Below are 15673 nucleotides of genomic sequence, written 5' to 3' on the forward strand. Positions count from 1 at the left end.
ATCGTCCGCCAGGAGGACGAGCCCAAGGCGAAGCTGATCGAGGCCTTTGACCTGTCCGACCTGCAGGCCGAGGCCATTCTGAACACCCGGCTGCGGCAACTGGCCCGGCTGGAGGAGATGGAGTTGCGGCGTGAGCACGCTGACCTGGCCGAGGAGCGCGACGGCCTGAACAGCCTGCTGGGCTCCGACCGGGCCCAGTGGAAGCTGGTGGGGGTGGGCCTGCGGGACGTCCGCGACCTGCTGGAAAAGGACGGAAGTCTGACCCGCCGGCGGTCAACCTTCGAATCCGCGCCCGAGGTGGACGCCGAGGCGGCCCTTGAGGCCCTGATCGTACGCGAGCCGATCACCGTCATCCTCTCCGAGCGCGGCTGGATCCGGGCTGTGAAGGGCCGCGTCGAGGATCCCTCCGAGATCAAGTACAAGGAAGGAGATGCTCAGGGTTTCATCGTCCCGGCCGAGACCACCGACAAGCTGCTCCTCTTTGCCTCCGACGGCCGGTTCTTCACCCTGGCCTGCGACAAGCTGCCGGGCGGGCGCGGGCACGGGGAACCGGTCCGGCTGATGCTGGAGCTGGACGACCGGACCGAAATCGTCGCCGTCTTCCCGCACCGGCCTGGCGGCCGGCGGTTCGTGGCTTCGAAGGAGGGCTACGGCTTCCTCCTGCCGGAGGCGGAGGCCTTGGCCATGCGTCGGGCGGGCAAGCAGGTCCTCACCGCCGGCAAGGGTGGGGCGGCCTTCGCCCTGCCTGTGGAGGGCGACCATGTCGCCGTGGTCGGCGACAATGGCAAGATCCTGGTCTTCCCGCTCGAGGAGTTGCCAGAAATGCCCCGCGGCAAGGGCGTCAAGCTCCAGGCCTATCGTGAGGGCGGGCTGCGGGACGGCCTTGTCTTCCGGGCGGAGGAGGGCGCAGCCTGGATCGACGCTGCGGGCCGGACCCGGGCCTGGACCGACTGGCGCGACTGGGCGGGCCGACGCGCGGGGGCGGGCCGTCTCGCCCCCCGGGGTTTCCCCGCCAGTCGCCGTTTCCGGCCCGCCTGAGGGCGGGGACTCAAAACACGGCTTTGCCGCAGTGATCCGCCGAGTCTAGTCTGCCCGCCATTCTCATGGGGGGATTCCATTGACTCAGTTTTTCCGAAGCCTGGCCACGGCCGTCGCCGTCGCAGCACTCATTTCCGCGCCGCAGGCGCTGGCCGCCCCACGCAAGGCCGCCGAGATCAAGCCTGAGGCCGTGGGCTTCGACTCTGCGCGCCTGAAGCGCCTGGACGACGCCATGGCCAAGGTGGTCGCAGATGGCCGGGTCGCGGGCATGACGACCCTGCTGGTGCGTCATGGCCAGGTCGTCGGCTTCAAGACCTACGGCAAGAAGGACCTCGCGTCCGGCGCGCCGATGGAGAAGGACACCATCTTCCGCATCTACTCCATGACAAAGCCGATCACCGGCGTGGCCATGATGATCCTCTTCGAGGAAGGCAAGTGGAAGCTGGATGACCCGGTCACCAAGTTCATTCCCGAGTTCAAGAACCTGCGGGTCATGACGGGGGTGGACGACAAGGGGAACATGATCACCGTTCCCGTCGAGCGCCCGCCCACCATGCGCGAGATCATGAGTCACACCGCCGGCTTCGGTTACGGACTCGGCGACCGGCATCCCGTGGACCGGATGTTCCGCGACAAGCGGGTGCTGGGGGCCACCGGGCTGAACGACATGATCACCCGGATTGCGGACATCCCGCTGATGTTCCAGCCCGGTACGGCCTGGTATTACTCGGTCTCGGTCGACATCCAGGGGGCCATAGTCGAGCGGATCAGCGGCCAGACCCTCGGCGCCTTCATGGAGGAGCGCATCTTCCGCCCGCTCAAGATGGTGGATACCGGATTCTACGTGCCCGCGGGCAAGACGGATCGTCTGGCGACCCTCTACATGACGGATCCCAAGACCCGTCAGAACGTTCTCGCCACCGCCATTTTCGACAACCCGCCGCCGGACTACACCAAGCCGCCTGCGGCGGAATCGGGGGGCGGCGGCCTGGTCTCCACCACCTCGGACTATGGCCGGTTCTCCCAGATGCTGCTCAACGGCGGCGAGCTGGACGGCGCCCGGATCCTGGCCCCGGCGACGGTGGAGCTGATGCGCACCAACGTCATCCCCAAGAGCGTACTTGTGACTTCCAACGGCACCTCGGGCTCGCGCTTCAACGAGGCGGTGGGCTTTGGCCTCGACTTCATGGTCAACATGGATCCGCGCGCCTCGGGCAGTCTCGAGGGCGCCAACACCATGAGCTGGGGGGGCGCCGCCGGCACATGGTTCTGGATCGATCCGACCAATGATCTCTACTTCGTCGGCATGGTCCAGCGGCTTGGCGGCACCGGCGGCGAGGACCTCGGAACGGCCGCCCGGACCTTGACCTACCAGGCCCTGGTCGACCCCAAGAAGTAGGCGTCCGGGACGGCTTCGGACGGCGCGCGGGGGGCGGAAACCTTGACTTTCCGCCCCTTGCATGCGCCCTTCCGCGCCTTGGATTCCGGAGCCCCTTCGACCCCATGCACGCCTATCGCACCCACACCTGCGGCGCCCTTCGCGCCTCCGACACCGGCCAGTCCGTTCGCCTGTCGGGGTGGATCCATCGCAAGCGCGATCATGGCGGCCTGGTCTTCTTGGACCTGCGCGACCACTACGGCCTGACCCAGCTGGTCTTCGCCCCCGAGACCCCCGGCTTCGCCACCATCGAGCGCCTTCGCGCCGAGAGCGTCATCCGGATTGACGGCGAGGTCGTGGCCCGCACCCCCGAGACCGTGAACCCGAACCTCGCCACCGGCGAGATCGAGGTGCGCGTGCGCGCCGTCGAAGTTCTGTCCGAGGCCGCCGAGCTGCCCCTGCCGGTCTTCGGCGAGCCGGACTATCCGGAAGAGATCCGGCTGAAGCACCGGTATCTGGACCTGCGGCGCGAGACCCTCCACCGGAACATCGTCCTGCGCTCGAAGGTCATCCACTCGATCCGCAACCGGATGATCGACCAGGGCTTCCTGGAGTACCAGACCCCGATCCTGACGGCCTCGTCGCCGGAAGGCGCCCGGGACTTCCTGGTGCCCTCGCGGATGCATCCGGGGACCTTCTACGCCCTTCCGCAGGCGCCCCAGCAGTTCAAGCAGCTGCTGATGGTGTCTGGCTTCGACCGTTACTTCCAGATCGCCCCCTGTTTCCGGGACGAGGACCTGCGCGCCGACCGCAGCCTGGAGTTCTACCAGCTCGATGTCGAGATGAGCTTCGTCACCCAGGAGGACGTCTTCGCCGCCATCGAGCCCGTCATGCACGGCGTGTTCGAGGAGTTCGCCGACGGCAAGCCGGTCACCCCCTATCCCTTCCCGCGCATTCCCTATCGGGAGGCCATGCAGAAGTACGGCTCCGACAAGCCGGACCTGCGCAACCCCCTGGTCATGCAGGACGTCTCCGAGCCCTTCCGCGGTGGCGGCTTCGGCGTCTTCGCCCGCATGCTGGAGACCCCGAAGACCGCGATCTGGGCCATCCCGGCGCCGGGCGGCGGCGGCCGGGCCTTCTGCGACCGGATGAACAGCTGGGCGCAGTCCGAAGGCCAGCCGGGCCTGGGCTACATCTTCTGGCGCGAGGGCGAGGAGGGCGGCGCGGGTCCGATCGCCAAGAACCTCGGTCCCGAGCGCACCGAGGCGATCCGCCAGCAGCTGGGCCTGAAGGTGGGCGATGCGGCCTTCTTTGTCGGCGGCGATCCGAAGGTCTTCGCCAAGTTCGCCGGCCTCGCCCGCACCCGGGTCGGGACCGAACTGGGCCTGGTGGACGAGAACCGCTTCGAATTCGTCTGGATCGTCGACTTCCCGATGTTCGAGCTGAACGAGGAGACCGGGCTGGTGGACTTCTCCCACAACCCCTTCTCGATGCCGCAGGGCGAGCTTGAGGCGCTGAACACCCGCGATCCGCTCGACATCCTGGCCTACCAGTACGACATCGTCTGCAACGGCTACGAGCTCTGCTCGGGGGCCATCCGGAACCACCGGGCGGACGTCATGCTGAGGGCCTTCGAGATCGTCGGCATGGGGGCGGAAGACGTGGAGAGCGCCTTCGGCGGCATGCTCAACGCCTTCCGCTATGGCGCGCCGCCACACGGGGGCCTGGCGCCCGGCATTGACCGGATCGTCATGCTGCTGGCCGGCCAGACGGCCATCCGCGAGGTCATCGCCTTCCCGATGAACCAGCAGGGCCAGGACCTCTTGATGAGCGCGCCATCGCCCGTCGAGGACAAGCAGCTCAAGGAGCTGCACATCCGCACGGCCCTGCCGATCAAGGCCTGAGGCCGGGGCAAGTCCGCGGGGCAGGCGCACGGCGTCGACGGCGCAGGCGGCGTCGAGCTTCTCCTGCCGGAGGTTGCGGACGCCCCCAGGGTCGACCCCGCAGATCTGAGCGTTCTCGAGGTCGAGGCGGTCTGGAGCCACTGCACCCAGCGTGAGTCCTGCGGGCTGCGGGACCAGAGGCGGCCCCCGGACCGTCCTGGTGCGTCTGGGTGCTCGCTGGTGGATAACCCCTGACCCTGTAGACCTCTTGGGGGAGGGCTCGGCGAGGGTCCGCTTGCGGATGTCGAGCCAAGGATGAAATTCGACCCGAAGCGGTCATTGTCAGCCGCGTACAGCGGACTAAATGTCCGGGGTGGCGAGCAGAATTGGAGGCGTCGTGAGCGATCCGGAACAAGCAAGAGCGAACCAGATCAGACACCTCGAAGCGAATACAGGTTCGTCGATTAGCGAGAGGCGCGCGGCGGTATCCGCGGCGGGCCACGACCTTAACCACTCGACAGGTGACCGCCCATGATCAAGCCGACCTCGACTGTTGCGAACAAGCCGGACCGTTCTCCGCGTCCGTGGGCGATTGCGCTCGCCGGCGCATTGGTGCTGACCGGCGGGGCCGTCGCCGCCGTCGCGGCCCTGGCAGGGCCCTCAGCCCCACCCAACGCGCCGTTCCGGATCGAGGAAATCGCCGACCTCGACCAGCCCTGGGCCATGACCTTCCTGCCCGACGGCCGCATGTTGATCACCGAGAAGGCTGGCCAGCTGTTGATGCTCTCAGCAGACGGCAAACAGCGGAAGACCGTGACCGGGACCCCCGCCGTGACGTCCCAGGGACAGGGCGGGCTGATGGATGTCGTGCTTCACCCCCGGTTCGCCAAAAACCGGATGGTTTACTTCAGCTATTCGGAAGCCGCCGGGAAGGACTCGAGCCTGGTCCTGGCGCGCGGCGTGTTCAACGACGGAGACGCCCCGTCGCTACGCAACGTCCAGACGCTTTTCCGCGGCCCCAAGTATGACGCGAGGGCGGGCCACTATTCTGGCCGCATCGCATTCTCGCCCGAGGGCAAGCTGTTTTTCGCCGTCGGTGATCGCCAGCAGTGGGACGGTTTCCAGCGCACGGATCCGCAGGATATCAAAATCCTCTCAGGCAAGGTTCTGCGCCTCAACGACGACGGCGCGCCGGCAGCCGGCAATCCCCTGGCGGCGCGCGGCGGTGATCCCGCCATCTGGACCTATGGCCACCGCAACCCGCTCGGCCTGGCGTTCGACGCAAACGGCAACCTGTGGGAGCAGGAGATGGGCCCTCTGGGCGGGGACGAGGTCAATCTGATCCTGCCCGGCCGCAACTACGGATGGCCGGTCGTCTCCAATGGCGACAGCTACCCGGGCCCGCCGACCAATGGGGCGGCGATCCCGGATCATCGCCCTGGCGACGGCTTTGAGGCGCCGAAGGTCTGGTGGAGTCCCGCCATATCGCCCGCGGGTATGATGATCTACTCCGGCAAGCTCTGGCCGCAGTGGCGCGGCGATCTCTTCATCGGCGGTCTGTCCAGTCGGAGTCTGGTCAGGGTCGATGTCAACGGAGCCGAGGCCACGAAGGGCGACCAGTTCGCGCTGGGTACGCGCATTCGCGAGCCGGAGGAGGGGCCTGACGGCTCAATCTATCTTCTCACCGATGGCCGGCGCGGCTCCGACGGGAAGCTGGTGAAGCTGACGCCCAGGAGGTGATACAAGGGGCTGTCCAGGAGTGACGCCTGGCGCAAAGCGGACCGGCGCAACCTTGAGCTTTACCCTGCGGAAGCGGGAAGGTCTGCTCGCGGGTAGAACGCCCAAGCGGCCGCGACGTGATCTGGCTCTCTTGATGCAGAGCCGTCAGCCGGTGAGGTCGCCCCCGGCGCGGACGCCGCAGGTGTCGCAGATGAGGTCTGTTCCTTTTCGCACCAGGGCCGTGTCGCCGCAGTCCGGGCAGACGTCGGCGTCCGTGCGCAGTCCCCCAAACACGCCGCGCTCCTGCGCCGTCGGCAGGAAGACGAGGTTGTCGGGCGCCGCCCCCCGGGAGAACCCGCGGGAAATGAAGCGCGAGACAGGCTGGGGATAGGGCGCCTCAGGTCATCACCTTCCCGATGAACCAGCAGGGCCAGGACCTGCTCATGAGCGCGCCATCGCCCGTCGAGGACAAGCCGCTGAAGGAGTTGCACATCCGCACGGCCCTGCCGATGAAGGCCTGAGCGAAAATCGATCTAAAGGCCCGGCTCTCCCGGGTCGCCTTTCGCACCTGCCGGGCCTGTGGCTACGAGGGCGCGCACTGAAGGGCGGTCTTCTTGAGCACCTGATGCCGTACCTTGCCCGGTTCGTTTCTTGAATGGCGTTCCGCTGGCGGCGGGGCGTGATCGGCGTCGACCGACAACGGTCCTTCTGGCCCGATCCGCCTCAGCTCTCCTACGGACTTGCCAGCCTGTCTCGCTCACCCCCATCATGGAACTATGACTGAGATCGCCCCCGATAGCGCCATCAAACCCGCCGCAACCATACTGCTTCTTCGGGACGCCCCGGAGTTTGAGGTTCTGATGGTCAAGAGGCATCATCAGATCGACTTCGCCTCCGGGGCGTTGGTCTTCCCGGGGGGCAAGAGCCATGAGCGGGATCACGCGGATGCCTGGGCCAGGTACTCGCTGGGCTTTGGTGACTTTGACGCCATCCAGCGACCCCTGCGCATCGCCGCCATCCGGGAGGTCTTCGAGGAGGCGGGAATCCTGCTGGCCCGAACCGCCGATGGAGACATGTTCCGGGGCGAGGCCGCGCCCATGGATATCCGGAAGGCGGTGGATGCCGGCGACCTTCCCTTTCTTGACGTCGTTCGGGACCTCGGCGTGAGGCTTGACCTCACTGCGCTGACGGTCTTCGCCCGCTGGATCACGCCGCCTCTGACCCCCAAGCGTTTTGACACCTGGTTCTATGCGGTCAAGGCTCCCGAGGACCAGTTGGCCGCCTGCGACGGACGCGAGACGGTGGACGCGGAGTGGATCGCGCCTCGCCAGGTTCTGGACCTCGCCGAGCGAGGAGCGCGGAAGGTGATCTTCCCCACCCGGATGAATGTTCAGCTCCTCGCGGAGGCCTCAAGTGCGGAAGACTGCTTGTGGCGGGCCCGGGAGCGAACCCTGGTCACCGTCCAGCCCCGCATCGAGGACCGGCCGGAAGGAAAGGTTCTCACACTTCCGCCGGAAGCCGGGTACGGGGATGTGGCCGAACCCCTGGAGCGGGTCATGTAGGGCCACGGACGCCCAGGGTCCGTGCCCTCAGCCTTCGGGATCGAAGGCCTCGACCTTGGCCTCAAGCTCCTGGACGAGCGCCCGACCGACCTCGTTCTCGTCCGTGGTGATCTTGTTGCGGACCGCGGCCTTGATGGCTTCCACATGCACCTCTACGAGGGGAAGGGGAGCTGACAGACGTTTCTCGGGCTTATCGATCAACCGGCACAGGGTCCCGGCGATCTGAGAAATGATCGGATAGCCGTAGGTGGCGCCAAGGCCCTTCAGATCATGTGCCCGATGATAAAGCGCCTCCATGTTGGCTTCGGAGCGCCCCTCGGCCTGGACGAGTGACATGGCGGAGTTCAGCCGGGTGATCTCGGCCTGCAGCCACTCCTCGAAGTTCACAGCCATGGCGGCGAGGGCCGCCTCGGCCTTGGCCACGGCTCTACTGTCGATCCGGATAGGTGTCGAACCTGTCGCTCGCATTGAAGGTCCCGCTTCAGAAAAGAGTTCTTCGCGAAGCCACACTACGATTGCAGGGTTAACGACTCGTGCAGGCCGTCAGACCGAAAACTGCTCCGCAAGTACGCGTTCCTGAAGTCCACGACCGGCGTCGAAGAGCATGGTCATGGATACGTCCCGGTCCTCGGCGACGTGGACTTCGACGACGTCTCTGACCTCGAAGTTATCGGCGACGGCGCTGACCGGCCGCTTGTCGGCTTCAAGAACCTGGAAGCAGACCTGGGCGGCATGGGGCAGGAGGGCGCCGCGCCACCGACGTGGACGAAAGGCGCTGATGGGCGTGAGCGCCAGGACCCTCGCCTCGAGGGGAATGATGGGGCCATGGGCCGAAAGGTTGTAGGCCGTGGATCCTGCGGGCGTCGCGACAATAACGCCGTCACAGGACAGTTCCGCAAGGCGGACTTTGCCATCGATCAGGATGCGAAGCTTTGCCGTCTGGCGGGTCTGCCTGAGGAGGGACACCTCGTTGATCGCCATGGCCGTGGATCGATGTCCTGAAGCGTCCAAGGCCGTCATGGTCAGCGGATGAATCTCCGCCCGTTCGGCCGCGGCGATGCGGTCGATGAGGTGGTCCGCCGCGAAGTCGTTCATCAGAAAGCCCACCGAGCCCCTGTTCATCCCGTAGATGGGTATGCGTCTGGCCAGGGGCAGATGGAGCACCTCGAGCATGAACCCATCGCCGCCAAGCGCCACGATGACGTCCGCCTCCTCCTGCGGAACGTCGCCGTAGACGGCGGCGAGCCGCCTGCGGGCCTCAGTGGCTTCCGGACGGTCGCTACTCAGGAAGGTCAGCCTCGGCCGGGACTGCGGGAACGGGGAGGTCAACGGCTCTGCGCCTCAGCCCTTCGAGGCCGCTATCCGAAACAGGGTCGCCGCCGTCTTCTCACTGGTCTTGGAAAAGACCTGATAGGCGCGCCGGTCGTTATCCTCTCCGGAGCCAGGCAGACCATTGTTGTTCTCGCGCAAGAGCTCCAGCATTGTGGAGAAGACGGAACGATCGATCCCGACGGAAGCGCAGGCCAGGGCCAGGGTCTCGGCGTTGGAAGCATTCACGGCCTTTTGGACCGCGGGGGCTTCGAAACGGCCCAGTGCCGAGAGGGCGGTCACGAAGAGGGACAGGCGCTTCTCCTTCAGAGCTTTCAGAAGATAGCTGGGGCGCAACTGCCCGGACATGTCCAGCTTGGCGACGAGCTGGCGCTCGCGCCGTTCCTCTTCGCTCTCCACAGGCTGCCGGGTCTGCAAACGGGGCTCCCCGGCCCTCGCCTGCTGCACGGAAACGACGAGGGCGGCGTCAAGGGCCCTAGTGTCCAGCTCGAAACGAGAGGCGAGGGATTTCCGGAGCGCCACCCCGACCCAGGTGTAGAGGTAACTCGCCAGCTCGGCGTTCAGGCCGACATGTTCGGCCAGGGGCGAACGCAGGCCCTCGATATCCTTGGACCTCTGGATGAGTTCGGCAAGGTGGTCATGGGAAACTCTTGCGGTCTCATTCTCCGCCAGGGCCTTCAGGACTTCGGGCCTCCCCGCCTTGAGGATGGCTTCCACCACGCTGACGCTGATATCGCGGCGTCGCGCCACCTCGATCTGGTGTTCGAGGGTCGCCTCAACCATGATCCGGATCAGGTCCGGATCCTCAAGGATCGGGCTCCGTGCAATGATCGGCCGCGCGATCTCGATATGGTCAAACGCCAGGATGTTGATGAGCCCTGAGGGCGCCCAGTCCGACGAAGCGATATTCTCGGCCAGCCGCATGCGGATGTCGTGCTCCGCCTGGAACACAAGATAGAAGAAAACCTGAGACAGCAGGTCCTGGACCCTGGGCGTACGCAGATCATCGGGGCGCCCATTGCACATGTCCACCAGCCGAATGAGTAGGCGCTCGCGATCGGCGACGTCGCGGCTCTTGGCGAGGATCATGATCTCGTCCAACCTGTCGCCCAAGAAGACCTCTCCGAGCTGGTCCCAACGCACCGAGCCGCGGACCGAGGGCCCGCTTTACCCTGACGGCGCCACGCCGCCGCAGACAGTCTTATAGTGGAACCTGAACGGAAAGTTGAGGGATGTCATGTCTTCTGCGTTTCTTCTGAGCCTGGACCAGGGCACGACCTCAACGCGAGCCATCCTGTTTGATGCACGGGGCGCCGAAGTGACCAGCCTTGGCGAGCCTCTTGGGCAACATTATCCGGGCGATGGCGAGGTCGAGCACGACGCCCTTGAGATCTACTCGGCCTCGGTCAAGGTCCTGAGGGGCGTGCTCGAGCGGGCGGGGGTCCTTGCTTCGCAGGTGGCGGCGATCGGGATTACCAACCAGCGTGAGACGGTCGTCGTCTGGGACCGGCGGACGGGCGCGCCGGTCGGACGGGCGCTCGTCTGGCAGGATCGCCGGACGGCTCCCGAATGCGAGGCGCTCCGGGCCCGAGGCTTGGAGACCCGGGTGACGGCCCTGACAGGTCTGCTGCTTGACCCTTACTTCTCGGCCACCAAGCTGGCCTGGATCCTCGACAGCCAGCCTGGGCTCCGGGCCCGGGCGGAGGCGGGCGAGCTGCTGGCCGGGACGATGGACACCTGGGTGATCTGGAAGCTGACCGGAGGGGCGGTGCACGCCACGGACGCCACCAACGCCTCCCGGACCCTTCTCTTTGACATCCACGCCCAGGACTGGTCCGATGAGCTCCTGGACCTCTTCCGCGTGCCCCGGGCCCTGTTGCCGCGGGTTCTGGACTGCGCCGACGACTTCGGTGCGACCCTGCCGGAGATGCTGGGCGGCGCCATCGCTATCCGCGGGGTCGCCGGCGACCAGCAGGCGGCGCTCATGGGCCAGGGCTGCCTCCGCCCCGGCGAGATGAAGGCCACCTATGGCACAGGCTGCTTCATGCTTCTGAACACAGGGGAGCGGGCGCCGCGATCTTCCGCCCGTCTGCTGACAACGGTTGCGGCCCGCCTGGGAGGGCGGGTCACCTACGCCCTGGAGGGGTCGATCTTTGTGGCCGGCGCGGCGCTCCAGTGGATCAATGAGGGTTTAGGGGTCGAGGGCGGGGGCGCGGCCGTCGAGGCCCTGGCCCGGCGCGCCCGTTCCGGGCACGGGGTGATCCTGGTGCCGGCCTTCACGGGTCTGGGCGCGCCCTGGTGGGACCCGGACGCCCGGGGCGCTCTTCTGGGCATGACCCGAGACACGGGTCTCGCCGAGATCGCCGACGCCGCCTTCGAGGCGGCCGCCTTCCAGACCCGCGACCTCATTGAGGCCATGCGCCTCGACGCGCCCGCCGCCTTCGGCCCTGAAGCGGAGCTCCGGGTGGACGGAGGCATGTCGCGCTCGGCCTGGTTCTGCCAGAAGCTGGCGGATCTGACAGGCACGCCCGTCGGTCGGGCGGCCTACGAGGAGACCACCGCCCTGGGCGCCGCGCTCTTCGCCGGACTGGGGTGCGGACTCTATCCGGACGCGGGAACCGCGGCGGCGGCTCGCCCCGCGACCACGCGGATGGCCCCCCGGAACCCGGGGCCGGAGGTCGACGCCGCCTATGCCGGTTGGCTGCGGTCGGTTTCGCGTATCCGTTCGGACAGCTAGTCGCGCCCCGGCCTTGACCTTTGCCGTCGCCGGGGTGACCCTTCCCTCAGCATGTCTCAGGGAGGCCGCCATGGCTGACGGTTCGGTTGCGGGAATAGTTTCGCTCAAGGGCAAGGTGAGCGAAGAGGAGTGGCAGGCCCGAGTGGACCTGGCCGCCCTGTACCGGCTGGCCGCGCTCCACGGGTGGGACGACATGATCTACACCCACATCTCGGCGCGGATCCCCGGGCCCGAGCACCATTTCCTGATCAATCCTTATGGGATGCTGTTCGACGAGATCACGGCCTCGTCCCTGGTGCGTATCGACGTTGAGGGCAATATCCTTCAGGAGACGCCCTACTTCATCAATCCGGCGGGCTTCACCATCCACTCGGCGGTGCACATGAACCGCGAGGACGCCCATTTCGTCATGCACCTGCACTCGGACCAGGGCGCGGCGGTGTCGTCCCAGAAGGAGGGCCTGCTGCCCCTGTCGCAGCACTCCCTGATCTGCCTGCCGCATCTGGCCTACCATGATTACGAGGGCATCGCCCTGAACCTGGACGAGCGCGAGCGGCTAGTGGCGGACCTGGGCGACAAGAGCCTCATGCTGCTGCGCAACCACGGAACGTTGGCCCTGGGCGAGAGCGCTGCAGAGTGCTGGAACGGCATGTTCTTCCTCGAGCGCGCCTGCAAGCAGCAGGTGATGGCCCTGTCCTGCGGTCGCGAGAACGTCCTGATCGCCCCAGAGGCGGCCCAGGAAGAGGTCCGTCGGCAGGTGGGGCGGGGGATCGGCGGTAAGCTGGGCTGGCCCGGCTGCCTGCGCAAGCTCGACCGCGAGATGCCGGGCTACGACGCCTGAGGGACATATGTTTTCCGATGACTGAGGCCAGCTGAGCACAGCCTGTGGTCAATTCACTGCAACCGCCGATTTCCCGGGGTCAGCCGGACCGCGACCAGATGGGCTTTTCCTTCTCACCTGTTCAGAATCCGCTCCAACCCCGGGGTCGTGAGGGGGCGTCTCGCTTCAGCCAAGCAGCCTCGTCAGGCGGGAACGAATGATTTCCTCCGCCTCCGCCATGATGGAGTCGATCAGGTTCTTGCAGGTCGGCACGTCGTGGATCAATCCGACCACCATTCCGCATGACCAGCCTCCGGCTTCCATATCGCCATCGACCATGATCCTTGGGTAAACGCCCGCCACTTCCTCTGCGACGTCCGCGAAGGTCAGCTTCTCGCCAAGGGCCTGCTCTTTTTTCAACAGGCGCTCAACAGCTGAATTGTTGAGAACTCGCTCTGTGTTTCGCAACGGTCGCATGATCAAGCGGGTATCAAGTTCAGTGGCTGCAAGTATAGCCTGCTTTACGTTATCATGAACCGGCGCTTCCTGAGTTGCGATAAAGCGCGTTCCCATATTCACGCCGGCCGCCCCCAGGGCGAGGGCTGCTGCGAGTTGCGCTCCGGTGGCCATCCCGCCAGAAGCAACGAACGGGACCCGCAGTTCCTCGGCGGCCCTGGGAAGCAGAATGAAGTTGGGCACATCGTCCTCACCGGGGTGCCCCCCACATTCAAAGCCATCGACGCTTACCGCATCGCAGCCAATGGCCTCCGCCTTCAGGGCGTGGCGGACGCTTGTGCATTTATGGATGACCCGGATCCCCGCCTCTTTCAGCGCAGGGAGCCACTTCTGAGGGTTGTTGCCTGCGGTCTCGACAACCTTCACGCCACTCTCGATGATCACCCGGACGTAGCCGGGGTAGTCGGGCGGGGTGACCGACGGAAGAAAGGTCAGGTTGACTCCGAATGGCTTGCTGGTCATCGCCTTGCAGCGTTTGATCTCCGCCGCCAACGCCTCTGGCGAGCGTTGAGTCAGAGCCGTGATGATTCCCAGGCCGCCGGCGTTTGACACCGCCGCCGCCATCTCAGCAAAGCCGACATAATGCATGCCGCCCTGCATGATCGGATGCTCTATGCCGAAAAGCTCCGTGATTTCAGTCTTCATATTGCACCTCTAGATCTGGACGACGATTCAAGCCTGCTCTCTGAGCTCTCATCTGGCTTGATCGAAGATGGTGGACTACGAACCTCATTCACTATTGGTCTCTTCCTGCGCTCGTGCGCTATCGGTCGAAACCGGACCAACCGCGAGTTGTCACCTCATCTTGAACTCCTTGATCACGGCTGCGCGATCAACCGGACCGCCGTGTCCGAGGTAGAAAACTTCAGCGCCGCCCTCGACGAGAGACCGGATGTTCGCTCGATTACGTTCGAGATCGGGCTGGAAGTAATGCTCGTGGGGTTGGGTCGGGTTCACCGCGCCGCCCATGCTTCCCCCGCGCATCATGTCGCCGACAAAGACCTCCCGGTCGTTCAGCTTGATCACCAGGGAACCCGGCGTGTGCCCCGGCATGACCACAGCCTTGCCGGCGACGCCCCAGGGCGAGAGATCGAGGCTGTCGGTAATCGAGATATCCGGCGAAAAAGGTTCAAACCTGAAGTCGACAAAGCGCTTGAGGACCTCAGCCTCGAAGCTGGTCGGGCGAAGCTCATCATTCTTTCCCGCCGCCGCTATGGGCGCATCGCCCGCGCCAAAAGCGATCCTGGCCCCGGTTGCGCGGCGCAGTTCCGCCGCCGCCCCGCCATGGTCGGCGTGGGCGTGGGTGAGCAGGATAAGCCCATTCTTCATGTCGACATTTTCGGCCTTGAGGGCGGCCAGTATCGCCGGGCCGTCCTTTGGCGATCCTGCGTCGATCAGCACGGGCTTGGCCGACTTGATCAGGTAGGCGTTCGACATGGGCAGCTTGATCTGGACAACCTCCGGCCCGGCGGCGTCCGCCGACCGGATGGTTTTGGGAGGGGGCGATGCGCACGCCGGAAGCGAGAGCAGGGACAGGGCCAGAAGGGCCGCGAGGGGTCCATTGGGAAGTTTCATCTTGAGGCTCCGGTTGCCGACCCCGGCTGACTTCGGCCGAGGCGGATGTTTCGAACTTGCAGCGCAGGGGAGGGGATGGACGTTCACAGAACTCTCACCGCCATCTTTCCGCGGTTCTCGCCTCGGAAGAGCATTCCAAGCGCGACCGGGGCGTTCTCGATTCCCTCAAGAAGGTGAAGCTCGGTTCTCAGCAGGCCCTCGTCCCGCAACCGCGCCAGGTCCTGCCGAGCCGCCGGCCAGCAGTGGAAGTGGTCGCCCACTGTGAATCCTTGCATGCGCGCCCGGTGCACGAGCATCTCGCCGAGATTTCCGATGGGATGCACGGGCTGGCCTGCCGTCTGTGAAATGCGACCGCAGATGACGATGCGCGCGAAGTCGCGGATATGATTGAGCGCCATCTCCAGGATGCGACCGCCGACATTGTCGAAATAGACATCCACGCCGTTCGGACAGGCTTCAGCCAGAGCGCGGTTCAGGTCGGTATCGGACTGGCTATGGTCGACGGCTGCGTCGAATCCGAACTCTCTCAGCACCATCTCGCACTTGGCGGCGCCGCCGCAGATGCCGACCACGCGGCAGCCATAGGCGCGGGCGATCTGGCCCACGAGCTGGCCGACCCCCCCTGACGCCGCAGACACAAGGACGGTCTCTCCAGACTTCAGCCCCGCGATCTCGAACAGACCCAGATGGGCGGTCACGCCGGGCAGTCCGAGAAGAGTCAGGTAATCTTCCGGCGAACCGAGGCGGGCGTCCACCAGCCGGGCCTGTCCAGACGAGACCACAGGGTGACTTTGGAGGCCGAAGGTTCCTTCGACCCAGGCTCCGACGGCCAGACCATCCGCCCGGCTCTCGACCACCTCGCCGACCGCAAGGGCCCGCATGACCTCGCCGAGCTTGACGCCGGGCGTGTAACCCGGGCGCTCGTCCATCCACACCCTCATCGCCGGGTCGATGGAGATGAAACTGGAGGCGATCCGTACTTCTCCGGGCGCCAGGGCGCGTCCAGGCTCGTCGGTGAGTGTAAAGTGCTCAGGTCCGGGCAGCCCGTCTGGCCTCGACGTCAATCTCAAGACCCGGTTGGCGTTTTGCATCTTGTTCTCCCGTCGCGCGCCGCTG

Annotated in this window: 14 protein-coding genes; 7 read left to right on the forward strand and 7 right to left on the reverse strand. The window is 65.9% G+C overall.

Going from position 1 to position 15673, the window contains the following annotated elements; translation table 11 throughout:
- From IM632_RS01570 to IM632_RS01585, 4 genes are all read left to right on the forward strand, one after another.
- Nucleotides 1-1038, forward strand: a 1038-nt coding sequence (locus IM632_RS01570) for a DNA gyrase C-terminal beta-propeller domain-containing protein (protein ID WP_296547812.1), incomplete at its 5' end; no start/stop codon positions are given.
- A 79-nt stretch (nt 1039-1117) separates the two neighbouring features.
- Nucleotides 1118-2437: a serine hydrolase domain-containing protein gene (locus IM632_RS01575; protein WP_296481211.1), complete on the forward strand. Its 1320-nt coding sequence runs from the start codon at nt 1118-1120 to the stop codon at nt 2435-2437.
- Between the two features lie 104 nt (nt 2438-2541).
- Entirely contained in the window at nt 2542-4320 is a 1779-nt protein-coding gene (gene aspS / locus IM632_RS01580) for an aspartate--tRNA ligase (RefSeq protein WP_296518534.1), read from the forward strand.
- A gap of 510 nt (nt 4321-4830) precedes the next feature.
- The gene (locus tag IM632_RS01585; protein WP_296518532.1) at nt 4831-6039 is read left to right on the forward strand and encodes a PQQ-dependent sugar dehydrogenase; all 1209 of its coding nucleotides are present in this window, start codon (nt 4831-4833) and stop codon (nt 6037-6039) included.
- 144 nt (nt 6040-6183) lie between these two features.
- On the opposite strand, the gene IM632_RS01590 is transcribed toward IM632_RS01585, so the two are convergent.
- Nucleotides 6184-6312 carry a hypothetical protein gene (locus IM632_RS01590; protein WP_296480531.1) on the reverse strand — a complete coding sequence of 43 codons (129 nt, stop codon included), beginning with the start codon at nt 6310-6312 and terminating at the stop codon, nt 6184-6186.
- 482 nt (nt 6313-6794) lie between these two features.
- On the opposite strand from IM632_RS01590, the gene IM632_RS01595 reads away from it, so the two are divergent.
- Nucleotides 6795-7580, forward strand: coding sequence for an NUDIX domain-containing protein (locus IM632_RS01595; RefSeq protein ID WP_296480529.1), 786 nt, complete (start codon nt 6795-6797; stop codon nt 7578-7580).
- 27 nt (nt 7581-7607) lie between these two features.
- Here IM632_RS01595 and IM632_RS01600 read toward each other — a convergent pair whose 3' ends face one another.
- The 3 genes from IM632_RS01600 to IM632_RS01610 all read right to left on the reverse strand — a co-directional run bounded on the left by IM632_RS01600 (nt 7608) and on the right by IM632_RS01610 (nt 10022).
- Nucleotides 7608-8003, reverse strand: a complete 396-nt coding sequence (locus IM632_RS01600; protein WP_296480525.1) for an Hpt domain-containing protein — start codon at nt 8001-8003, stop codon at nt 7608-7610.
- Nucleotides 8004-8123: 120 nt separating this feature from the next.
- Entirely contained in the window at nt 8124-8909 is a 786-nt protein-coding gene (locus tag IM632_RS01605; RefSeq protein ID WP_296497781.1) for an NAD kinase, read from the reverse strand.
- Nucleotides 8910-8921: 12 nt separating this feature from the next.
- Nucleotides 8922-10022, reverse strand: a complete 1101-nt coding sequence (locus IM632_RS01610; RefSeq protein WP_296482878.1) for a DUF2336 domain-containing protein — start codon at nt 10020-10022, stop codon at nt 8922-8924.
- A 124-nt stretch (nt 10023-10146) separates the two neighbouring features.
- On the opposite strand from IM632_RS01610, the gene glpK reads away from it, so the two are divergent.
- Entirely contained in the window at nt 10147-11646 is a 1500-nt protein-coding gene (glpK, locus tag IM632_RS01615; RefSeq protein ID WP_296482881.1) for a glycerol kinase GlpK, read from the forward strand.
- Nucleotides 11647-11716: 70 nt separating this feature from the next.
- Nucleotides 11717-12487 (forward strand): class II aldolase/adducin family protein, encoded by a 771-nt coding sequence (locus IM632_RS01620; RefSeq protein WP_293515317.1) that lies wholly within the window; start codon nt 11717-11719, stop codon nt 12485-12487.
- 165 nt (nt 12488-12652) lie between these two features.
- On the opposite strand, the gene IM632_RS01625 is transcribed toward IM632_RS01620, so the two are convergent.
- The 3 genes from IM632_RS01625 to IM632_RS01635 form a co-directional block, all read right to left on the reverse strand.
- Nucleotides 12653-13627, reverse strand: a complete 975-nt coding sequence (locus tag IM632_RS01625) for a nitronate monooxygenase family protein (protein WP_296482884.1) — start codon at nt 13625-13627, stop codon at nt 12653-12655.
- 150 nt (nt 13628-13777) lie between these two features.
- Complete coding sequence (locus IM632_RS01630) at nt 13778-14557, reverse strand: MBL fold metallo-hydrolase (RefSeq protein WP_296482887.1); 780 nt, start codon at nt 14555-14557, stop codon at nt 13778-13780.
- An 83-nt stretch (nt 14558-14640) separates the two neighbouring features.
- Nucleotides 14641-15648: an NADP-dependent oxidoreductase gene (locus IM632_RS01635; RefSeq protein WP_296482890.1), complete on the reverse strand. Its 1008-nt coding sequence runs from the start codon at nt 15646-15648 to the stop codon at nt 14641-14643.
- Between the last annotated feature and the right edge of the window lie 25 nt (nt 15649-15673).

It is taken from the genome of Phenylobacterium sp. (assembly GCF_020402505.1).
Taxonomy (GTDB): domain Bacteria; phylum Pseudomonadota; class Alphaproteobacteria; order Caulobacterales; family Caulobacteraceae; genus Phenylobacterium.